Source organism: Halomonas salipaludis (assembly GCF_002286975.1).
Classification (GTDB): domain Bacteria; phylum Pseudomonadota; class Gammaproteobacteria; order Pseudomonadales; family Halomonadaceae; genus Franzmannia; species Franzmannia salipaludis.
The window spans coordinates 501,871-523,182 of record NZ_NSKB01000004.1; the positions used below are offsets into that span (position 1 = coordinate 501,871).

At 68.7% G+C, this 21,312-nt stretch carries 18 protein-coding genes, 1 pseudogene and 2 riboswitches; of the genes and pseudogenes, 10 read left to right on the top strand and 9 right to left on the bottom strand.

The window, feature by feature from the left end:
• Window positions 1-65: 65 nt before the first annotated feature.
• The gene (locus CK498_RS12775) at window positions 66-719 is read right to left on the bottom strand and encodes a class I SAM-dependent methyltransferase (RefSeq protein WP_095621230.1); all 654 of its coding nucleotides are present in this window, start codon (window positions 717-719) and stop codon (window positions 66-68) included.
• A gap of 79 nt (window positions 720-798) precedes the next feature.
• On the opposite strand from CK498_RS12775, the gene CK498_RS12780 reads away from it, so the two are divergent.
• Entirely contained in the window at window positions 799-1,176 is a 378-nt protein-coding gene (locus CK498_RS12780) for a DUF4870 family protein (protein ID WP_095621231.1), read from the top strand.
• 3 nt (window positions 1,177-1,179) lie between these two features.
• The gene (locus tag CK498_RS12785) at window positions 1,180-2,112 is read left to right on the top strand and encodes a lysophospholipid acyltransferase family protein (RefSeq protein WP_095621232.1); all 933 of its coding nucleotides are present in this window, start codon (window positions 1,180-1,182) and stop codon (window positions 2,110-2,112) included.
• Here the strand turns inward: CK498_RS12785 and CK498_RS12790 are convergent.
• Both CK498_RS12790 and CK498_RS12795 read right to left on the bottom strand, forming a co-directional pair.
• Window positions 2,095-3,561 carry a mannose-1-phosphate guanylyltransferase/mannose-6-phosphate isomerase gene (locus CK498_RS12790; protein ID WP_095621233.1) on the bottom strand — a complete coding sequence of 489 codons (1,467 nt, stop codon included), beginning with the start codon at window positions 3,559-3,561 and terminating at the stop codon, window positions 2,095-2,097. The two genes, CK498_RS12785 and CK498_RS12790, sit on opposite strands and share 18 nt — an antisense overlap.
• A complete protein-coding gene (locus CK498_RS12795) occupies window positions 3,558-5,183 on the bottom strand; it encodes a sulfatase-like hydrolase/transferase (RefSeq protein ID WP_095621234.1) in 1,626 nt (541 codons plus the stop codon). The genes CK498_RS12790 and CK498_RS12795 overlap by 4 nt, the downstream gene beginning before the upstream one ends.
• A 122-nt stretch (window positions 5,184-5,305) precedes the next feature.
• On the opposite strand from CK498_RS12795, the gene CK498_RS12800 reads away from it, so the two are divergent.
• The 4 genes from CK498_RS12800 to CK498_RS12815 are packed head-to-tail and all read left to right on the top strand — an operon-like array spanning window position 5,306 to window position 10,368.
• Window positions 5,306-6,847, top strand: coding sequence for a glucan biosynthesis protein (locus CK498_RS12800; RefSeq protein ID WP_095621336.1), 1,542 nt, complete (start codon window positions 5,306-5,308; stop codon window positions 6,845-6,847).
• A complete protein-coding gene (mdoH, locus tag CK498_RS12805; protein WP_229359060.1) occupies window positions 6,834-8,744 on the top strand; it encodes a glucans biosynthesis glucosyltransferase MdoH in 1,911 nt (636 codons plus the stop codon). Before CK498_RS12800 ends, mdoH begins: the two co-directional genes overlap by 14 nt.
• Window positions 8,744-9,547 (top strand): FkbM family methyltransferase, encoded by an 804-nt coding sequence (locus CK498_RS12810; RefSeq protein WP_095621236.1) that lies wholly within the window; start codon window positions 8,744-8,746, stop codon window positions 9,545-9,547. The genes mdoH and CK498_RS12810 overlap by 1 nt, the downstream gene beginning before the upstream one ends.
• Window positions 9,544-10,368 (top strand): creatininase family protein, encoded by an 825-nt coding sequence (locus CK498_RS12815; protein ID WP_095621237.1) that lies wholly within the window; start codon window positions 9,544-9,546, stop codon window positions 10,366-10,368. The genes CK498_RS12810 and CK498_RS12815 overlap by 4 nt, the downstream gene beginning before the upstream one ends.
• A gap of 90 nt (window positions 10,369-10,458) precedes the next feature.
• Here CK498_RS12815 and CK498_RS12820 read toward each other — a convergent pair whose 3' ends face one another.
• Window positions 10,459-11,595 carry a GTP cyclohydrolase II gene (locus CK498_RS12820; RefSeq protein ID WP_095621238.1) on the bottom strand — a complete coding sequence of 379 codons (1,137 nt, stop codon included), beginning with the start codon at window positions 11,593-11,595 and terminating at the stop codon, window positions 10,459-10,461.
• Between the two features lie 152 nt (window positions 11,596-11,747).
• On the opposite strand from CK498_RS12820, the gene CK498_RS12825 reads away from it, so the two are divergent.
• Window positions 11,748-12,632 carry a RibD family protein gene (locus tag CK498_RS12825; RefSeq protein ID WP_095621337.1) on the top strand — a complete coding sequence of 295 codons (885 nt, stop codon included), beginning with the start codon at window positions 11,748-11,750 and terminating at the stop codon, window positions 12,630-12,632.
• Between the two features lie 60 nt (window positions 12,633-12,692).
• Here CK498_RS12825 and CK498_RS26565 read toward each other — a convergent pair.
• From CK498_RS26565 to CK498_RS12850, 5 genes and pseudogenes are all read right to left on the bottom strand, one after another.
• Window positions 12,693-13,613: pseudogene (locus CK498_RS26565) on the bottom strand (lysylphosphatidylglycerol synthase transmembrane domain-containing protein); the annotation flags it as partial.
• The gene (locus tag CK498_RS26570; protein WP_095621239.1) at window positions 13,562-14,428 is read right to left on the bottom strand and encodes a class I SAM-dependent methyltransferase; all 867 of its coding nucleotides are present in this window, start codon (window positions 14,426-14,428) and stop codon (window positions 13,562-13,564) included. The gene CK498_RS26570 and the pseudogene CK498_RS26565, both read right to left, overlap by 52 nt.
• Window positions 14,425-15,492 carry a glycosyltransferase family 4 protein gene (locus tag CK498_RS26575; protein WP_095621240.1) on the bottom strand — a complete coding sequence of 356 codons (1,068 nt, stop codon included), beginning with the start codon at window positions 15,490-15,492 and terminating at the stop codon, window positions 14,425-14,427. The genes CK498_RS26570 and CK498_RS26575 overlap by 4 nt, the downstream gene beginning before the upstream one ends.
• Window positions 15,492-15,890, bottom strand: a complete 399-nt coding sequence (locus CK498_RS12845) for a 6-pyruvoyl trahydropterin synthase family protein (protein ID WP_095621241.1) — start codon at window positions 15,888-15,890, stop codon at window positions 15,492-15,494. Before CK498_RS12845 ends, CK498_RS26575 begins: the two co-directional genes overlap by 1 nt.
• Before the next feature lie 24 nt (window positions 15,891-15,914).
• Window positions 15,915-16,898 carry a zinc-dependent alcohol dehydrogenase gene (locus CK498_RS12850; RefSeq protein WP_095621242.1) on the bottom strand — a complete coding sequence of 328 codons (984 nt, stop codon included), beginning with the start codon at window positions 16,896-16,898 and terminating at the stop codon, window positions 15,915-15,917.
• 204 nt (window positions 16,899-17,102) lie between these two features.
• On the opposite strand from CK498_RS12850, the gene CK498_RS12855 reads away from it, so the two are divergent.
• The 3 genes from CK498_RS12855 (at window position 17,103) to thiC (ending at window position 21,208) form a co-directional block, all read left to right on the top strand.
• Window positions 17,103-17,822, top strand: coding sequence for a CDP-alcohol phosphatidyltransferase family protein (locus CK498_RS12855; protein ID WP_095621243.1), 720 nt, complete (start codon window positions 17,103-17,105; stop codon window positions 17,820-17,822).
• 174 nt (window positions 17,823-17,996) lie between these two features.
• A riboswitch (TPP riboswitch) is annotated at window positions 17,997-18,132 on the top strand.
• 78 nt (window positions 18,133-18,210) lie between these two features.
• Complete coding sequence (gene tenA, locus CK498_RS12860; RefSeq protein ID WP_095621244.1) at window positions 18,211-18,879, top strand: thiaminase II; 669 nt, start codon at window positions 18,211-18,213, stop codon at window positions 18,877-18,879.
• Window positions 18,880-19,097: 218 nt separating this feature from the next.
• Window positions 19,098-19,217, top strand: a riboswitch (TPP riboswitch).
• Between the two features lie 86 nt (window positions 19,218-19,303).
• The gene (gene thiC / locus CK498_RS12865; protein WP_095621245.1) at window positions 19,304-21,208 is read left to right on the top strand and encodes a phosphomethylpyrimidine synthase ThiC; all 1,905 of its coding nucleotides are present in this window, start codon (window positions 19,304-19,306) and stop codon (window positions 21,206-21,208) included.
• The last annotated feature ends 104 nt before the right edge of the window (window positions 21,209-21,312 follow it).

Here is a 21,312-nt window from a genome sequence, read left to right on the forward strand (position 1 = left end):
TCGCCTCGCATGACGCTAGCCGTCATCAATGGCCCCGCGCCTGGTGCCGCAGGGTTGACTCGCAGTCAGGTGTGGGGACGATTCTGCAACAGCGCCACATCGGCGGCAGGAAACACAACGCTCATGCCCAGATGCTCGGCCAGCCATTCGAAGGTAGCTTCACTGTAGAAGCATACATGGGTGGGGTCGAGGATATAGTGCCAGCCGGCGAAGGCCGCGTGGCTGATCGGACGCTTGGTCATCAGCCCAAGCCAGCCGCCGGGGCGCAGTAGCGCCACCAGCCGCTCGAGTTCGCGGCCGGGGGCCGCCAGGTGCTCGACCACCTCGGTGGCGGTGATGAAGTCGTACTCCCCCGCCAGCACCGCGCTGTCCGGCGCATAGTAGGGATCATAGATGGCCATCGGGTGGCCGGCCTCCTCGAACATCACCGACAACGTCGGCCCCGGGCCGCTGCCGAAGTCGAGGCCGCAGGCCCCGGGGGCGAGCTCGGCGGCCAGCGGCGTGAACAGCCGCGACAGGAAACGCCGGTAACCGGCGTCATCCGGCGAGTTCTGGTGCTGGTCGTAGACCGCGCGCTCCTCTGACGGTGCCAGGTGGAAGGCAGGCGGCACGAAGATCAGCGCGCAACGCGGGCACTGCAAGTAGTCGCGCCGCTTGTCGCGGTGATAGTGGCTGCAGTGGGCGGCACCGCACAGCGGGCAGGTGGGGCTCTCGGTCATAGCGGCGGCTCGGTGCTGTCATCGACGGTTGTGGCAGGTATCATGAAGGCCCCCATGGTAACGCCTCAAGGATGACCCGATGAATGATACCGTCACGCCAGAGCCCAACCCGGTCGAACCGTCGAACGGGCCGGATACCACCATCCCCATCGTGGTTTATGTGCTGCACCTGGCGGGAATCGCCACCGGCGGGCTGACCTCGCTGATCGGCGTGGTAATCGCATACGTCTACCGCGGCAAGGGCCCTGACTGGCTCGACGAACACTACCGCTTTCAGATCCGCACCTTCTGGATCTCGCTGGTCTACTTCCTGCTGGCCGGCATTCTGACCCTGATCGCCATCGGCTTCGTGCTATGGCTGGCGGTGGTAGTGTGGCTGGTGATTCGCTGCGTCAAGGGCATCAAGGCCCTACAGGCCCAGCGCGCCCCGGACAACGTCGACACCTGGCTGTTCTGACCCATGAGTCGCAAGCCACGCTCCAGTGCTTCGCCGCTGCAGGCCAAACTGATTGCCGGGATCTGGCGCAGCCTGGCCGGCTGCCGCCTGGGCCTACTGTGGCGGCTGGCGCGCATCGCCGGACCGCTGGTACACCGTTTCAGCCGTCGCGAGCGCGAGGTCACCGAGATCAACCTGGCCGAAGTCTACCCCGAGCAGAGCGACGCCGAGCGCCGTCGGCTAGCCCGCAGTAGCCTCGCCCACTCCACCGCCACCATGCTCGAGCTGGGCTTCGCCTGGATGGCCGAGCCAGGCCGCGTGGAGCGCTCGATCATCGACGTCCACGGTCGCGAGCTGCTCGATGACGCCCGCGCCGAGGGCCGCGGGGTGATCGTGCTGGCGCCCCACTTCGGCAACTGGGAGGTGCTCAACTTCTGGCTGTCGAGCCACTTCCCGTTCACCGCCATGTACGAGCCCCCCAAGATCGAGCGCCTCGACCCGGTGATCCGCCACGGCCGCGAACGCATGGGCGCCAGCCTGGTGCCCACCAACCCGCGCGGCGTGGCGGCGCTGCTCAAGGCGCTCAAGCGCAGCGAAGCGGTGGGCATCTTGCCCGACCAGGAGCCGGACTGGGGCAGCGGCGTGTTCGCCCCCTTCTACGGCCGCCTGGCCTATACCGCCACCCTGCTGCCCAAGCTGGTCGCCCGCACCCAGGCGCGGGTGGTCACCGGGGTCGCGCAGCGGGTACCGGGCAAGGGCTTCGTGATCCACTTCCTGGCCGCCGACGCACGAGTCTACGAGACCGACGAGACCGCTTCGGCGGCCGGCGTCAACGCCTGCGTGGAGGCCGCCATTGCCCTGGAACCGGCCCAGTACCAGTGGGAATACAAGCGCTACCGCAAGGTGATCCAGGAGCAGCAGGGGCACCCCGACCACCCCTCATTCCGGCTTTATTGAGCCGTCACTCCTGCCGTATAGATCTTCAAACCGCACGATATCGTCCTCTCCCAGGTAGCTGCCCGACTGCACCTCGATCAGCTCTAGCGGGATCTTGCCGGGATTCTCCAGACGGTGGGTGGCGCCGATGGGGATATAGGTCGACTGGTTCTCGCTGAGCATGAATTCGCGGTCATCGAGGGTCACCCTGGCGGTGCCGCTGACCACTACCCAGTGTTCGGCGCGGTGATGGTGCAGCTGCCGCGAGAGGCGCGCCCCCGGCGCCACCGTGATGTGCTTGACCTGATAGCGCTGGCCGCGCTCGATGGCCTGGTAACTGCCCCAGGGGCGATGTACCCGCGGATGCTCGATCGGCTCGTCGCGCCCCGCCGCCAGCAGCCCCTCGACCAGTGTCTTGACCTCCTGGCTGCGCCGACGATCCGCCACCAGCACCGCATCCTGGGTCACGACGATCACCAGGTCCTCGACCCCCAGCGCACTGACCAGGCGCTGCTCGGCGTGCACCAGCAGCCCGCGGCAGTCGTGCAGCTGCACATCGCCGCTGAGCGCATTGCCGCGCTCATCCTTGATGCTGGCCTCCCACAGCGCCTGGAACCCGCCGATATCCGACCAGCCGGCGTCCAGCGGTACCACTGCCGCGCGGCTGGCATGCTCCATCACCGCATAATCGATGGAGTCGGCAGGGCTTGCCCGGAACGCCTCGGCATCGAGGCGCAGGAAGTCGAGGTCCTCGCGGGCAGCGTCCAGTGCGGCGCGGCAAGCGGCGAGCATGGCCGGCTGACGCGCTGCCAGCTCGTCGAGGTAGCGTGAGGCGCGGAACACGAACATGCCGCTGTTCCACAGGTAGTCGCCGCTGGCCAGATACGCCTCGGCGGTGGCGCGCTCGGGTTTCTCGACGAAGCGCGACAAGCGGTACCCCGCCGCCCCCAGCGGCTCGCCGCGCTGCACATAGCCGTAGCCGGTCTCGGCGTATTCGGGCACCACGCCGAAAGTTACCAGCTCACCGCTTTCCGCCAGGCTCGCCGCCGCCGCCACGCTCGAGCGGAACGCCTGGGCGTCACGGATCAGGTGGTCGGCGGGCAGCACCAGCAGCAGCGGATCGCCGCCGTCGCGACACGCATGAAGCGCCGCGCAGGCGATCGCCGGGGCGGTATTGCGCCCCTCCGGCTCGAGCAGCAGGGTGGCATCGTCGATACCGGCCTCGCGCAGCTGCTCGGCGAGCAGGAAGCGATGCGGCTCGCTGCCCACCACCAGCGCCGGCGCCAAGCGCAAGCCAGCCAGGCGCGTCAGGGTCTGCTGCAGCAGGCTGCGGGGGGCAGCGTCGTCGTCCTGCCCACCCGGCAACCCACCCAGCGCCAGGAACTGCTTGGGGTAGTGCTGGCGCGACAGCGGCCACAGCCGGCTGCCGCTGCCGCCGGCGAGAATCACCGGGGTCAAGGACTCGCTCATAGCGTGGCTCCTGGGCGTCGTTGATCGTTATCCAGCGGGGCGAGCTCGGCGCCCGGTTCTCCGAAGTCTTCGTGCAGCCAGCCGCGCAGGCGGTCCATGCCTGCCGCGCCCTCCGACGGCGGCGGCACGCTGCCCGGCACGAAGCCGCGCGCGAGGAACGGCGCCAGCAGCGCGGCGTCGCCGCTGATGATATGCACCGGCACGCCGAGGCTGGCGCCCTCGCCGGTGATCAGCGGCGCGGCCTGATGGTCGCCGAGCATGATCAGCAGGGTATTGTCGTCCACCGCCCTTTCGGCCCAGCGCGCGGTAGCCTTGACCGAGTAGTTGACCGACCAGGCGTAGTGATCACGGATGCGCTCGATATCCTGCCACAGCACCTCGGGCGGGTCGCCAGCGTGCTCCCAGGGGGCGAACAGGCTGCCGTCAGCGATCAGTTCCCAGTCCTCGAGCACCGGCAGGATCGGCGTCCAGGGCGCATGACTTGAGATCAGCGCCATCTGGGTAAACAGCGGCGCATCTTGCGGCCCGCGAATGCGCCGCTGGTAGTAGTCGAGCACGAATTGGTCGGGCATGGTCACCCAGTGTAGCGGCGGGCCAGCGTAGTCGATGTCGGCGGTGGCGTAGATGTCGTCGAAACCGTAGGCCTCGCCCTCCGGCCACAGCATGGTGATGGCCGGCATCAGCGCCTGGGTACGCTGGCCGGTGGCGCGGAAGTCATCGACCAGGGTGGCCTGTTCACTGTCGAGCAACAGCCGGTACCACAGCTGATTGTCGATCCACAGCCCGCTCAGCGCAGTGGCATGCGCCAGCCACGACTGGCCGCCGCGAATCGGCGCGTCGAGCACCCCGGACACCACCGAAAGTCCGGCCGCGGCCAGTCTCTCCTCCATCTCGGCCAGGGTCGGCAGCAAAACATGCGAGTAGCGCGCATCCTCCACGGCGGCAACACCGTAGGACTCGACGAAGGCCAGGATCACGTCGCGCTCCTCGAGCCCCGGCAGCGGCCGGGCCGGGCTCGGCGATTCGGTGAGTCGCTCACTAAAGGCCTGGCGGGCGCGGTGGGTCGCCACCACCTGATCGGCCTGGTAGCGCCAGGTATCGATCAGCGGCGTGCGCGCCGCCGGCACCAGCCGGATGCCGGCGATCTCCAGCCCGGCGAGCAGCGTGATCAACGCCAGCGCCACGGCCGTGATCCAGCGCCGCGCTCCACCAGGCCGCGCTGCCAGAGCATTCACCAGCAGCCGCGCCACGCCCCAGGTCACCAGCGCGATCAGCAGCGCGCCGCCAGCCATGGCCAGCACGGCGGCGACCTGGCCGAGATTGCCCTGCAGCAGATGGTAGACGGCGCGCAGCAGCGGCAGGTCCAAATAGACGTTGAGCGAGCGTCCCAGCGCCATTTGCGCAGCGGCCTCGCCGAGGCCGGCCAGCACCCCGGCCATCACCAGGGCCACCGCCAGCCCACGCAGCGCAAGGCTCCAGGCAGCCAGCGGCAGCAGCGTGAACAGCGCCGCCAGCCACCACGCCTCCCAGGCGATCAGTCGCGGCGTGACCTCGGTATACCGCCACCACAGCGGAATCAGCACTAGGATGTTGAGTAACAGGCCGCTGATCAGCCAGCGCATGGGCACGAAATCCTTTTTTTGTAGGTGGCAGCTGAATAAAACATGTACTGTAATTAAAATATGTACAAGTTATGTCTCGCTTTAATTTCCCTCACCCTGCCAAGGAGACGCCGTTGAAGCGCATGACACGCACCGCCCTGGGCTGCGCCTGCTGGTGGTTGGCGATGCCCTTGGCCAGCGCCGAGGAGAGCACCCAGCGCCACTTCGAGGCGGTCATCGAGCGCGCCGAGGCACTTGCCGACGAACCGCACGATAGCACCCACGCAACGCTGCCAGCGGCCCTGCGCAATCTCGATTATGACACCTATCGCCAGATCCGCTTCCGCGGCGACCAGGCGATCTGGCGCGACGACGGGCTGTTCTCGGTGCAGCTGTTTCACAGCGGCTTCCTGTTCGATACGCCGGTGACCCTCAACCTGGTCGAAGACGGCGAGGCTAGACGACTGGATTTCTCCCAAGCGTATTACGCCTATGACGGCGACGCCGAACGCCTGCTCGACGCCGATCTCGAGGGCGCCGGGCACGCCGGCTTCCGGATTCACTACCCCCTCAACCGCGGCGACTACGCCGATGAGTTCGCGGTATTCCTCGGCGCCAGCTACTTCCGTCTGGTCGGCCGCGATCAGGGCTACGGTCTGTCGGCGCGCGGCCTGGCCATCGACACCGCGGCTCCGCACGGCGAGGAGTTCCCCTCCTTCCGCGAGTTCTGGCTGGTCAAGCCGGCCGAGGACGCCGCTCAGATGAGCGTGCTGGCGCTGCTCGACAGCCCGTCGCTTGCCGGCGCCTACCGCTTCGACATTCGCCCCGGGCGCGACGTGGAAGTCGAGGTCGACGCCCGGCTGTTCGCCCGCCGCGACGTCGCCAAGCTCGGTGTAGCGCCACTGACCAGCATGTTCGCCCATGGCGACACCAGCCCCTACGGCGCCGACGACTTCCGCCCGCGGGTCCACGACTCCGACGGCCTGGCGATGCGCACCGCCGCCGGCGAGTGGATCTGGCGGCCGCTCTCCAACCCGCGCCGGCTGCGCATCTCGGCGCTGCAGGACGAATCCCCCGGCGGCTTCGGGCTGGTCCAGCGCGAGCGCGACTTCGACGCCTACCTGGACATGGAAGCACGCTACGAGCGCCGCCCCAGCCAGTGGGTCGAGGCGCTGGGTGGCGACTGGGGGCGCGGCAGCGTCGAACTGGTGGAGATTCCTACCGACACTGAAACCAACGACAACATCGTCGCCTACTGGGTACCGGACCAGCCGCTCAACGCCGGCGAGTCGCGGCGCTTTCACTACCGCACCCAGACCTTCGGCACGCGCCTCGACGAACAGCGCCAGGCCAGCGTGATACGCACCCGCAGCGGCTGGGCGGCGGTCCCCGGGCAGAGCGACCCGCCGCCGCGCAGCCGGCGCCAGTTCATCGTCGACTTCCACGGCGGCGAGCTGGACGGCCTGGATGCCAGCCAGCCGGTAGAGGCCGAGCTCTCCACCAGTCGTGGTGAGATCCACCAGGCCCAGGTGCAACGCCTGCCCGACGGCGATACCTGGCGCGCCAGCTTCCGCGTCCAGCCCCAGGGCCGCCAGCCGGCGGATATGCGTCTTTTCCTGAGCCTGCGCGGCTCGCCGATCAGCGAAACCTGGAGCTATGTCTGGTACCCCGATGAGCTACGCTGACCCGGCGCCGCGCCAGCCCTTGCAGTGGCTGCGCAGGCTGGCCCTGGCCGTATTGGTACTGGCCAGCACCGCGCTGGGCGTGGCGACCATGTTCCGTATCCTCTACGACGGCGGCCTAGGCATATTGCAAGCCGCGGTGCTGGGGCTGTTCGCGATCACCTTCGGCTGGATCGCACTGGCCTTCTGGACCGCCTTGATCGGTTTCGTGATCAGCCTCGCGCGTCGCGATCCGCTGACCCTGGCACGCCAGGCCCCGCCGGCAATAGCAGCGCTGGCCTCGCGCACTGCGCTGGTCATGCCGATCTACAATGAGGATCCGGCACGCGCCCTGGGCGGCCTGGAGGCGACCTGCCATGACCTGCTGGCCAGTACCGACCAGGACCTCCACGACCGCGTCGAAGCCTTCGTGCTCAGCGACACCCGCGACGACGCCATCGCCGCCGATGAACGCCGCCATGTCGCCGCGCTGCGCCAGCGCCTGGCCGGTCGGCTTGCGCTCCACTACCGGCGCCGCGCCGACAACGCTGGCCGCAAGGCCGGCAACCTGGCCGAATTCTGCCGCCGCTGGGGGCGCCGCTATGACTACCTGGTGGTGCTCGACGCCGACAGCGTGATGGGCGGCCGTAGCCTGCTGCAGATGATCACTACCATGCAGCGCGAGCCCCAGCTCGGCCTGCTGCAGACGGTGCCGATTCCGATCCGCCAGCACACCCTGTTCGGGCGCTTCACCCAGTTCGCCGCGGCGCTCTACAGCCCTATGCTGGCCGCCGGCCAGGCCTTCTGGCAGGGCGACTGCGCCAACTACTGGGGCCACAATGCGATCCTGCGCACTCGCGCCTTCATGGCCCACTGCGGCCTGCCGCGGCTGTCCGGACGACCGCCGCTGGGCGGCGAGATCCTCAGCCACGACTTCGTCGAGGCCGCGCTGCTGCGCCGTGACGGCTGGCGGGTGCGCCTCGACGTGGGCATCCAGGCGAGCTTCGAGGAGCTGCCCGGCAACCTGCTCGACTATGCGCGGCGCGACCGCCGCTGGACCCAAGGCAACCTGCAGCACCTGCGCCTGCTGGCCGCCAGCGGCCTGCACCCGATCAGCCGCCTGCATTTCGCCATGGGCGCACTGGCCTACCTCTCCTCGCTGCTGTGGGTACTGATGCTGGGGCTGAGCAGCGCAGATGCCATGCTCAACGCCTTGAGCCGCGAGCGCTTCTTCAGCGACACCTACCAGCTGTTCCCCGACTGGCCGCTGGACACCAGCGCCATGGTCATGCCGCTGCTGGCGCTGACCGCTGCCATGTTGCTGCTGCCCAAGCTGTTCGGCCTGCTGCTGGCACTCTGGCAAACCCCGGCGGCGTTCGGCGGCCGCTGGCGACTGATCGCCAGTGCGCTGCTGGAAATGCTCCACGCGATCCTCATCGCACCGTTGATGATGGCCTTCCACAGCGCCTTCGTGATCGGCATCCTGGTCGGTAGCAGCGTCGGCTGGGACCCGCAGACCCGCGAGGGCCGACCGGTGGCATGGCGCCAGGCACTCGCCCATACCCGTGCCGCGGCCCTGCTCGGCGGCGCCTGGGCGCTGGCCATGTACCAGTTCACGCCGAGCTTCTTCTGGTGGCTGACGCCGGTGTGGGCGGGCCTGATCAGCGCCCCTTTGCTGGTGCGCCTGTCCGGCAGCCGCCGCCTCGGCGACGGACTGGCACGGCTCGGGCTGCTGACGGTACCCAGCGAGGTGCAGCCCGCCGCGGTGCTGACGCGGCTCGACGCGTCCCATTCGCTCCCCGCCCCCGCTGATGCCGCCGGCGTGCCGCCCGAGCAGCCGGGCGATATGCCCCTCCAGCACCTGGGCTGGCGCCGCCAGCGACCGGCACGTCACCGACCACCGCTCAAGGAACCGCACTGATGCCCCACACCATCGCCCCTCCTCCACCGCTGCTGGAGCGCGCCAAGGCCGCCATGGGCCTGGCTCGCTCACTGGTGGTGTACTGGCGCCCGGGGCGCCAGCGCGGCCTGCGGCGACTCTATGGCGAGTTCCTGGCCCCCGGCGACCTGGCGTTCGATATCGGCGCCCATCTCGGTGACCGCACCGCCGCCTTCCAGGCGCTGGGCGCCGGGGTGGTGGCGCTGGAACCGCAGCCGGGGATGTTTCGCTGGCTGGTACGCCTGATGGGCAAGCGCCGCAGGCTGGTGCTGATGCCGCTGGCCGCCGGCCCCGAGGAGGGCGAGGCCGAGATCGCCATCAGCGTCGCCAATCCCAGCGTCTCGACCCTGGCGCGCCACTGGCGCCAGCGCATCGGCCGCGACAACCCCGGCTTTCGCCAGGTACGCTGGGAGCATCACATCAGCGTGACGGTGACCACCCTCGACGCCCTGATCGCGCGCTTCGGCGTGCCGCGCTTCATCAAGGTCGATGTCGAGGGCTTCGAGGCCGACGTGCTGGCCGGCCTCAGCCAGCCGATAGAGGCGCTGTCGGTGGAGTTCGTGGCCGGCGCGCTGGACGTTGCCGAGGCCTGCGTGGCACGCCTCGAGGCGCTCGGCGACTACCGTTTCAACGCCATCCAGGGCGAGCGCCGGGCGTTCATCTGGGGCGAGTGGCGCAGCCCCGCGCAGATACGCGCCTGGCTCGCAGATGGCGCCGACGGCCTGGCCTCCGGCGATCTGTATGCCCGTCGCCAGCCCAGCCCGATATCCGGAGAGACATCATGACCACCCTCTGCCACTGGGCCGACCTGACCAGCAAGGGCCTCAGTGCACTGGCCGCCGAGGATCCGGTGGCGCTCCTGGTGCTCGGTGCCATCGAGCAGCACGGCCACCACCTGCCGCTCTCCACCGACCTCGATATCGGCCTGGGCCTGCAGCAGGCCACCCTCGACGCCCTCGCACGACGCCCCGCCGCGACAGGCGCTGGGGGACACGTGGTATGCCTGCCGCCGCTGGCGGTGGGCGCCAGCGACGAGCACGCCAGCTACCCCGGCACCCTGAGCCTGCCGCCTAGCCTGGCCATCGCCACCCTGGAGGCCTACGGCGCTAGTATTGCCCGAGCCGGCATTCGCCGCCTGCTGCTGCTCAACAGCCACGGCGGCAACAAGGCGGTAATGGACCTCGCCGCACTGGCCCTGCGCCGCCGCCACGCCATGCTGGTGGTCAAGGCCACCTATACCCGGCTGGCGCCGCCGCCCGGCGACTGGCTGCCCACCGAGGAGCTACGCCACGGCCTCCATGGCGGGGCGCTGGAAACCGCCATGATGCTGCATCTGGCGCCGCACAAGGTGACACAGGCGGCAGCCGGCCACCCGCCGGCGAGCAGCGAAACCCTGGCCGCTGCAGGCAAGCTCGTGGGCCCCGAGGGCGAGGCGGCCTTCGCCTGGCTGGCCGAGGACCTGCATGCCGACGGCGTCGCCGGCAACGCCACCCTCGCCGACGCCGCGCTGGGCGAGCGGCTGGTGGCGCACTACGCCGAACGGCTGGCCGAGGTGGTGATCGAGACCCAGACGCTATCGCTACCCGGCTGGGCGCAGCAGCGCTGAGTCAGCGCCTCCTCGCAGGCCTTTCGCCGAGTCGCCCCCCCAACCCTATAGCCTATAGCCAACTGCAACAGGACTGGGGAGCCAGCCGGGCTACTTGCAGGCCGAGGAGCGTGACGCATCGCCGTTTAGCACCTCATCCAGCAGATGCCCGGAGCGTTCGGCCTTGGCACTGAGATAGCGGCGATTGTGATCGTTGAGCCGGCCATACAGCGCCTGGCGCTCCACCACCTCGATGCCGCCGGCCTCCAGCGATGCGATCTTCAACGGATTATTGGTCAACAGCTGGACGCGCTGGATATGTAGCGCAGCGAGCATATCCACCGCCGCGCGGTAGTGCCGCTCGTCGTCGCCGAATCCCAGCACCCGGTCGGCGTCCACGGTGTCCAGGCCACCATCCTGCAGGGTGTAGGCACGCAGCTTGTTGGCCAGGCCGATACCACGCCCCTCCTGGGCCAGGTAGAGCAATACCCCGCCGCCCATCGATTCGATGTCGGCCACCGCGTTGCGCAGCTGCTCGCCGCAGTCGCAGCGCAGGCTGCCGAACAGATCCCCGGTCAGGCACGCCGAGTGCAGGCGCAGCGGCACTGCCGGCTGCCAGTCGCCGGGCTCACCGATCACCACCGCCACATGCTCACGCAGCCCATCCGGCTCACGAAACAGGATGAAACGGCTCTCGGTGGCCTCGGCCAGCGGAATCCGCGCCTCGCTGACACGCTTGAGCAGGCCCGCCGCGTTGTCGAAGCAACCCAGCGCCGCTTCGGACTCGACGCTCAGCCACTCGCCGGCATCGATACGCGCCTGGGCGGCACGCCGCGCCGCGCCGGTCAGCTTGAGGGTGAGCGCCGCGGGAATCAGCAGCGCACGGCGCATCAGCGCCAGGGCACCGCGCTCGCCGGTATCGGCCGGCTCGGCCAGTGCCGCCACCCGCGGCTCGGCCTGGGCGCCGAACGCCAGGCGCTCCAGGCGCGCCAGGTCCAACGGACCGCAGCCGCTCAGCGGCAGTCGCAGCGCCTCGGCCCGGTGGGCGTCAGGCGCGGCACCGAGTGCCATCAGGCGATGCCGACTGACCACCAGCGCCGCCTCCGCCTGCAGCTCCTCCAGGCGGCTCGCCTGCAGCCCCTCCAGCGGCTGAATCAGGGTCGCCGTGTCGGCGTCCTGCAGTACCACCGGTACGCCGCGGCGAAGATCGAAGATAGCGCGCTCGACGTGATGTCCTGTACGTGGCATTGAGCCTCCTTGTTGCCTCAACCGGGTAGGCGTATGGCACTGAGGGTAGTGAATCGAAGTACGGGCGCCACGGCGCCACGGATGCATGGGACTTGTGCCGCCCGTGGGGGCTGCCCATGATGAGGAACGTTTCTGATCGAGAGAGGCCGTGCATGAGCCAGCCCACCGCGCCCCCGTCGCCGCGCCGCGCCGACAGCGAGCTGAGCCTCGCCTGGCAGGCGCTGCAGACGGCGCGTGACCACCCCTGGGAGCGCGAGCCCGAGCTTGCCCTCCACCGCGACAGCGCGCGTGTGACGCTGGTCCGCGGCGGCCAGTGGCATGCCGTACCGGCTTTGGGCAGCGCCGCCGGGGCCCTGCTCGACAGCCTGCTGCCGCTGGTCTGCGATGCCGGGCCGCGGGTGGTCGCCCAGCTCGGCCAGAGCCTCGATGGGCGCATTGCCACCCACAGCGGCCACTCCCACTACATCAATGGCGTCGAGAGCCGGGTTCACCTGCACCGGCTGCGCGCCCTGGTCGATGCCGTGCTGGTCGGCGCCGGCACCGCCGACGAAGACGACCCGCAGCTCAGCGTGCGCCACATCGCGGGGCGCCAGCCGCTGCGCGTGGTGCTCGACCCGCGCGGCCGGGTGCCCGCCGCACGGCGGGTGTTCCAGGACCCGACACTGGCCACCCTGCACCTGCTCGGCGAGGGCGCGGCGGCACCCGACGGGGTCGGCGACCATGTTAGCCACCGCTGGCTGGCGCGGGACGCCGAGGGCCGCGTGGCCCCCCAGGCGATTATCGCGGCGCTGCAGCAGGCCGGCTGCCGCCGCGTGCTGATCGAGGGCGGCGGCCAGACCGTATCGCAGTTCATCGCCGCCGGCTGCGTCGACCGCCTGCATCTGCTGGTGGCACCGCTGCTGATCGGCTCCGGCCGCCCCGGACTGTCGCTGCCGGTCATCGACACCCTCGACCAGGCGCTGCGCCCGTCCGCGCGGCGCTTCGACTGCGGCGACGACACCCTCTTCGATATCGCCCTGCGACCCATCGCTGGCTGAACCCGGCGCCGCGCTGCGCTTACGCTGCCACCAGCACAGTGCCCCGGGCAGGCTGGCCAGCAGCACCAGCAGCCCATAGCTCACCGACACCGCCACGCCCTGGGCCGGCGGCAGCCCGACGCTGAGCCAGACCAGCGCCGCGGCGCCCTCGCGGAAGCCCCAGCCAGCCACCGACAGCGGGATCAGCATTGCCAGCAGCACCGGCGGCAGCAGCGCCAGCAGCGTGGTGGTCGGCAGTTCGACGCCAATCGCCCGCGCCGCGCAGACGAAGATCGCACCATAGCTCGCCAGCACCAGTAGCGAGCCGCCCAACTGCGCCGGCCAGGCACGCCGACTGAACAGCGCGCGGTGCAGGTCGCCCCCCAGGCCCTTGGCCCAGGCCGGCGCAGTGAAATTAGCTCGGCACAGCCCCCACCACAACGCCGCGCCTAGCGCAGTCAGGCTAATTGCGACTGCGATTCCCATGCCCACTCCTGGGCGGGTCAGCAGGGCCGCATGCCACAGCGGCGACAGTGCCAGGATCAACAGCGTGACCAGCGCCAGCACCAGCTGGCCGGAGGCGCGCTCGATGACCACGCCACGCCAGGCCGCGGCGCGCTGACCGCTGGCCCGGGCATGGCGCCAGGCGCGGGCGGCGTCACCGATCACCGCGCCAGGCAGTACCTGATTGAGAAAGCTGGCCAGGTAGTAGTCGTTGATCGCGTGGCGCCAGCCCAGCCCCACCCCGAGGCGCGCCGCGGTAAAGCGCCAGCGCCACGCCGAGACCACCACCTGGGGCAGGCTGAACAGCAGTGCCAGCAGCACCCAGCCCGGGGCCAGGCGCTGCACTTCGGCGGCCACCTCGGCGGCCTCCAGCCACACCGCCACGCCGATCAGCAGCGCCAGGCTGACCGTCACACGCAGCAGGCCCTGCCGCCGCTGGCCGCGCATCAGGCGTCGCTCCCGGGCGGCGTCAGCAGCAGGTCGACATGGCCCACCCATACCCCACAGCGGCCGTTGGCCAGGTCGCGCTGGCGGGTCAGCTGCCAGGCCTCGGTGCGTGCCGCCTGGTCTGGGTACTGCTCGACCGCCGCCGCGGCCCAACCGGCCACCAGCGCCTGGCCCAGGGTCAGCGCTGCCTCGCTGCCCGGCGCCAGCTGCCACGGACTCGCAGCACGCTCGACCCGATAGCCGTGCGCCTCGAAGGCGCTTGCCAGCGCCGCCGGCGCCTCTCCACCCAACGCCGCCCCCAGCCCCTTGTCGCGACGTTGATGCTCGCTGAACAGCCCGCGTACCCAATCGTCTTCGGCGTCCTGGCGCGGCCCGCTAGCATCGCTGAACTGCCAGTCACCGTCGACGCTGAGGGTGAACAGCGCCGGCAATCCACGAGTCGCACAGGCCGCTGCCAGCGACTCGATCCAGGGCGTTGAGCAGAGATCAAACAGCGCCGAGGCGCAGACCAGCTCGACGCCGTCGAACACGTCTGCCAGCGCACCGGCGTCGGCCAGATCGATACAGCGGCACTCGATATCGGGCCTATCCTCGCCACCGGCCAGCCGCTGGCGGGCCACCTCGAGCAACTCGGGGTCGTGGTCGACCAGCCGCCAGCGCTGGGGGCCGGGTAGCCGCGGCGACAGATAGCCAGGATTGCTGGCCCGCCCACAGCCCAGGTCGACCAGGGTTAGCGGTGCCGAGGCCCGGGCACCGGCCAGCCAGTCGCTGGCGCGCTCGGTAAGCGCGGCGCTGCGGGCGGCGTGATCGGCCGCCTCGCGCAGCGCCAGCCAGTCGCTGGCAAAACGGCTGCCCGACGCATTCATTGCGACGGGCCTCCCAGGGCGGCGGCAAAGGCGTCACCCGCGGCCTGCCAGTCGGCCTGCTGGGCGCGTGCCGTGATGGCGCCACGCCGTAGCCGACGGCGCAGTCCGGCATCCTCGAGCCAGCGCCGCAGCGCTTCGCGTAGCGCCTCGACGTCGCCGGGTGGCACCGCCAGCCCGGCGTCCTCGGGCAGGGTATGGCGCAGCGCGCCGCCGGTGGTGGTGATCACCGGCAGGCCGCGGGCCAGCGCTTCGGTGACCACCATGCCGTAGCCTTCGTAGTGGGAGGGCAGCACGAACAGGTCGGCGTCGCGGTAGGCCGCGTCCAGGTCCTGGGGCTCGCGCTCGCCGAGCAGCCGCAACTGCTCTGTCAGGCCATGCTCGGCGATGCTGGCGGCAACCCGCTCGGCGTGGGCCGGGTCGCGGTCGAGGCTGCCGATGCAGTCGCAGGTCCAGCCCGAGGCATCCAGCCCGGCCAGCGCCTCGACCAGCAGGTCGTGGCCCTTGCGCGGCGTCAGCGTTGCCACGCACAGCAGTCGCTGGGGGTGTCGGTCGTCTTCCAGATCGAGGGCACTGGAGGCGAGCGACGCCGGCTCGACGCCGGGCTCCACCACCTTAGCGGCAACAATCCCGAAGTCACGCAGCCGTCGGGCGGTGAAGCCACTGGTACTGATCACCCGCGCCACCGTGGCCAGGGCTCGAGCCTCGCTATCCAACAGCCGCACACGAGTGGCCTCGTCGAGGCCGGTCTCGTCGGCCAGCGGATGATGCACCAGCGCGGTGAGGTCGAGGCGGGCGGCATGCGCCTCGACCACCTCGGGCAGGCCGCCCATGGCCAGGCCGTCGATGACCACCCGGCGATCGTTGGGCTGGGCGGCGAGTGCCGCCTCCAGGGCGTCCCGGGCATGCACGTCGGGGTCGGGGAAGCGCCCCGCCAGGCCCATCACCTCGACCCGCCAGCCGCGCGCCTCGAGGGCGGCGACGATGCGGGCATCATAGACATAGCCGCCGGTCAGCTGCCGCGGGTCGCCGGCGACGATCAGGCATAGATCGGGCACTTGCGGCATCACAGCTCTCCTTCGTAGCTGGCCCAGGCGATATGCGACTCGTGGAGGGTCACCGTCAGCGCCTCCAGGCCACGCCCGCCTTCGCCGAGACGCCCGTCGGCGATCGCCGCCGCGAGGCGCTCGAAGATCACCCGCGCCATGAATTCGGTGGTGGTATTGCGCCCCTGGAACTCCTCCAGCTCGTCGAGGTTATGAAAATTGAACTCGGCCAGCAGCGTCGACAGCGTCTCGCTGGCCAGGCCAATATCGACGATCAGGTCGTCGTCATCCAGCTCACGGCGCTGGAACGTGACGTCGACCACGTAGGTGGCCCCGTGGGTGCGTTGCGCGGGGCCAAAGATATCGCCGCTAAAGCTATGGGCGATCATGAAGTGGTCACGAACGGTCAAACGATACATGCATGGCTCCTCAGGGGAATCGGATCAGGTCGGTGCATAGCGAATACGGTGGCAGAGCACCCTGCCACCGCCCTGCACCAGGCGCGGCATCTCGTCGGGAAGCGTATCGAACGGCGTCTCGCCGCTGATCAGGGCGTCGAGCCGCGGATCGGCCAGCAAGCGCAGCGCCAGCTGCATGCGACGGCGAAAGTCCCAGCGCGGCTGGCGCTGCGGTGCAATGCCGCCCACCTGGCTGGAGCGAAGCGTCAAGCGCTGCGCGTGGAAGGCGCCGCCCAGCGGCAGCGTCACCGTCTGCTCGCCATACCAGCTCATCTCGACCAGAGTGGTCTCGCGGGCGGCCACACGCAGGGCAGTTTCCAGCCCTGACGGGTGGCCGCTGGCATGGATCACCAGGTCGTTATCGAGGGGCGCCTCCTCGGGCAGGGCAAAGGGCACGCCCAGCGCCCGGGCCAGGCCGGCGCGCTCAGGCTCGATATCCACCAGGCATACCTGGGTGCCGGGAATGCCCTGGCATAGCCAGGCCACCAGCGCCCCCACCACCCCGGCACCGATCACGCAGATCCGGTCACCGAGCCCGGGGGCGGCGTCCCACACGCCGTTGATCGCTGTCTCGAGGTTGGCCGCCAGCACGGCGCGCTCGGCGGGCACCTCCTCGGGCAGTGGATGCACGGCGCTGGCCGGCACCACATAGCGCTGCTGATGAGGGTAGAGGCAGAACACCACGCACTCGCGCAGTTCTGCGGGCCCCTCGACCACGCGCCCCACGCTGGCGTAGCCGTACTTCAGCGGGCCTGGGAACTCCCCCTCCTGGAACGGCGCGCGCATGCGCTGATATTCACTCGACGGCACCCGGCCGGTGAACACCAGCGATTCGGTGCCCCGGCTGACGCCGCTATACAGCGCCTCTACCAGCACCTCATCGCGGCCTGGCGCCGCCAGGGGCTGACGTCGCAGCACTCCGTGGCCGGGGGCCTGCGTCCAAAAGGCCATGCTGGTCGTATAAGGCATATCGCGGTCCTGCTGATGAGTGGGTCTACTCAAGACGCTTTTTCGACACTTAGGTTTCAATATCTATACAATATATGTACCAAGATAGACATCTGCATCATTTTTCGCCATCGGCATCACGCTGGTCTAGGCTAATAGACAAAGGCCCCTAGATCAGCGCGATGCCAAGCCTCCTCCTCCAGCTATAGCGCATAAGAGCCAAGCATGAGCCGGATACTCTCCTCCTCCCCCAGCGTTCAGCGTCCCTTCGCCGACCTAGCCATCGGCCTAGGCGTGGTGATGATGTTGGCGCAGCTCACCCAGCATGCGTTGACCGCCTCGGGATGGTTGGCGCTGACCAGCGGCTTGAGCTATCTCATCATCGCCGGACTGGTGGCAGCGGCCTGGACCGGAGAGCTGCGCCGCTTCGGCTGGGCCAACCGCGTGACGCTGCTGCGCGGCACACTGATCGCGCTGCTCGCCGGTAGCCTATGGTGGCCGACCCTATGGCAGCAACACACCGTCGTCCTGGCCGGGATCGCTGGTGCCGCGTTGCTGCTCGACGGCATCGACGGCTGGGTGGCCAGGCGCACCGGATCCATCAGCGCCTTCGGTGCGCGCTTCGATATGGAGCTGGATGCGGGATTCATCCTGCTGCTGTGCCTGGCACTACTGGTGGTGGGCAAGGTCGGCGCCTGGGTGCTACTGATCGGGGGGATGCGCTACGCCTTCGTGGTCAGCGGCCGCCTGTGGCCCTGGCTGCGGTCACCACTACAGGAGAGCCTGCGCCGCAAGGCGGTCTGCGTGGTCCAGGTGGTCGCCCTGATGGTGGCCCTGCTGCCTAGTGTGTCAGCCATGCTGGCAAGCCTGATGACGGCACTGGCGCTACTGCTGCTGAGCCTCTCCTTCGCCGTGGACGTCGCCTGGCTTTACCGCCGCCAGTGATTCAACGCTGAGCGATAGGCGCTGGCGAGAGGCCGGAGAGGGGGTTCTATGCCATGGATGGCATAGGTAGCGCCCAGGGAGGGGTTCACAGCGCCCCCTCGTAGGCCTCTCGCCGGAATCGCCTCGTGCTGCATCAGTAGGCTAGCAACTTTCCACTGGCCTGCTAGACTGGCACCACGCTTGACGGGGTGTCGGTGAATTCCGGCTGAGATGGCGCAGGGGTATGTCGATCTCTCGACAGCACCCAAGCACTGGTCCCGTTGAACCTGATCCGGCTCGTACCGGCGTAGGAATCAAGCGGCGGCCAGGCACACCAGCATTACGCCCTTCGTGCGGCCCCTTCCCCTTCGCCCGTGCACCGGATTGCCATACCGCTTCCGGAGGCAAGATGGGCTACCGCTTTACCGACCTCACTGCAGCCTGCCAGGACGACTGGCGCGCCTATATCGAGCACGACTTCGTTCGCCAGCTGGGCCAGGGCCACCTCGCCGACGACGCCTTTCGCCACTACCTCAAGCAGGACTATCTGTTCCTGATCCATTTCGCCCGGGCCTATGCCCTGGCCGCCTACAAGAGCCCGACGCTGGCCGACCTGCGCCAGGCCCACGAGGGCTTGAAAGCGATCGTCGACGTCGAACTCGAGCTGCACGTCGGCTACTGCCGGGAGTGGGGCATCAGCGAGCAGCAGCTGGCCGAACTGCCGGAAGCCCGTGCCACCCTCGCCTATACCCGCTACGTGCTCGACACCGGCAATCGCGGCGACCTGCTCGACCTGCATGTGGCCCTGGCGCCCTGTCTGGTCGGCTATGGCGAGATCGCCAACTGGCTGAATGCTCAGCCGGATACCCTGCGTGGCGACGCCAACCCCTATGACGCCTGGATCGCCATGTACGAAGGCGAGGAGTTCCAGGCCGCCATGCATGCCGAGCTGGCGTGGATCGATGCGCGCCTGGCCGACGTCACGCCGGCCCGCTTCGACGCGCTGACGCGGATCTTCCGCGACGCCACGCGACTTGAGATCGACTTCTGGCAGATGGGCTTAGATGGCAGCGATTGACACCGCTGCCATCAAGTCGAAGTAGAACTGTTGCTACTGCCGCAGGGTGAGGGGCGCCGGGGGCAGGTCGAAGAGGAGGTCCGATTCCAGGGAAGGAATCGGTAGCGTACAGGGAAGTATTTATAGCGCCTCCTCGTAGGCCTACCGCCGGATCAGCCCCGGGCCAGAGGCAGACACCTAGCAACAGCAACCCTGCCCGCCCTACGACGGTGGGCACCACACGCTTGACGGGGTGCCGTTGAAAACGGCTGAGATCATGCAGCGCAACGCGCCGAAGCATGGATCCCGTTGAACCTGAACTGGCTAGGACCAGCGTAGGGATCAAGCGACACGCAGCGAGGGCATTCCGCCTGGCTGCCCCTGTCCTCCCAGCTGTCCTCCCTGACAACGCACAACAGCCGCAATACCCTAGGGAGAACACTCCATGAGCAAAACCCAGCACTTCCTCGCCGATACCGCCATGGTCGACGAGGCCGCCATCCAGCCGCTGCCCGGCTCGCGCAAGGTCCATATCGAAGGCTCGCGGCCCGATATTCGCGTGCCCTTCCGCGAGATCTCGCTGTCGCCGACCAAGACCTCCGGCGAGGACGAAGAGAACCCGCCGCTGCTGGTCTACGATACTTCTGGCCCCTACACCGACCCCGAGATCAGCGTCGACCTGCGCCGCGGCCTACCGGAGCTGCGCCGCGCCTGGATCGAGGAGCGTGGCGACACCGAATTCCTCGACGGCCCCACCTCCGACTACGGCAAGCGTCGCGCCAACGACCCCATGCTGGCCAAGCTGCGCTTCGACCTCAAGCGCACGCCACGCCGCGCACTCCCTACAAAAGATGGCCGGGGAGGGAACGTCACTCAGCTGCACTACGCCCGCCAGGGGATCATCACCCCGGAGATGGAATTTATCGCCATCCGGGAAAACCAGAGGCGCCAAGCGCTGGGCACAGAGGAGGTCGAGCGCATCCTCGGTCACCAGCACCCAGGCGAGGGCTTCGGCGCACGCCTGCCGGAGGAGATCACCCCGGAATTCGTGCGTCGTGAGGTGGCCGAGGGCCGGGCGATCATCCCCTGCAATATCAACCACCCGGAGTCCGAACCGATGATTATCGGGCGCAACTTCCTGGTGAAGATCAACGGCAACCTGGGCAACTCGGCGGTCACCTCCTCCATCGAAGAGGAGGTCGACAAGATGACCTGGGGCATCCGCTGGGGCTCGGATACCATCATGGACCTCTCCACCGGCCAGAACATCCACGAGACCCGCGAGTGGATCATCCGCAACGCCCCGGTGCCGATCGGCACGGTGCCGATCTACCAGGCCCTGGAGAAGGTCAATGGCGTGGCCGAGGACCTGACCTGGGAGGTGTTCCGCGACACCCTGATCGAGCAGGCCGAGCAGGGCGTGGACTACTTCACCATCCACGCCGGCGTCTTGCTGCGCTACGTGCCGCTGACCGCCAAGCGTGTCACCGGCATCGTCTCCCGCGGCGGCTCCATCATGGCCAAGTGGTGCCTGTTCCACCACCGCGAGAGCTTCCTCTACACCCACTTCGAGGAGATCTGCGAGATCTGCAAGCAGTACGACGTGGCATTCTCCCTGGGTGACGGCCTGCGTCCCGGCTCGGTGGCCGACGCCAACGACGAGGCGCAGATGGCCGAGCTCAAGACCCTGGGCGAGCTGACCCATATCGCCTGGAAGCACGACGTCCAGGTAATGATCGAGGGCCCCGGCCACGTGCCCATGCATCTCGTGAAGGAGAACATGGAGAAGCAGCTCGAGTACTGCGACGAGGCGCCCTTCTATACCCTCGGCCCGCTGGTGACCGATATCGCCCCCGGCTACGACCACATTACCTCCGGCATTGGTGCGGCAATGATCGGCTGGTTTGGCTGCGCCATGCTCTGCTACGTCACGCCAAAGGAGCATCTGGGTCTGCCCAATAAAGACGACGTCAAAACCGGCATCATCACCTACAAGATCGCCGCGCACGCTGCGGATCTCGCGAAGGGTCATCCGGCCGCCCAGCGCCGCGACAACGCGCTGTCCAAGGCGCGCTTCGAGTTCCGCTGGGAGGACCAGTTCAATCTCGGCCTGGACCCGGATACCGCCCGCGAGTACCACGACGAGACCCTGCCCAAGGACTCCGCCAAGGTGGCCCACTTCTGCTCCATGTGCGGGCCCAAGTTCTGCTCGATGAAGATCAGCCAGGAGGTCCGCGACTATGCTCGCGACAACGGCCTCGATGGCGATCAGGAAGCGGTGATGCGCGGGATGGAAGAGCAGGCGGAAAAATTCAGGCAGGAGGGTGCCGAGCTCTACAAGGAGGTGTGACGAGCGCCAGTCACGACGCTGCAGCGACACGCCGGCCCGAGGGTCGGCGTGATGTCTTTCGAAGACGTTGCTTCGAAGACTAGGAGTGTCTACTGCACCGGGGT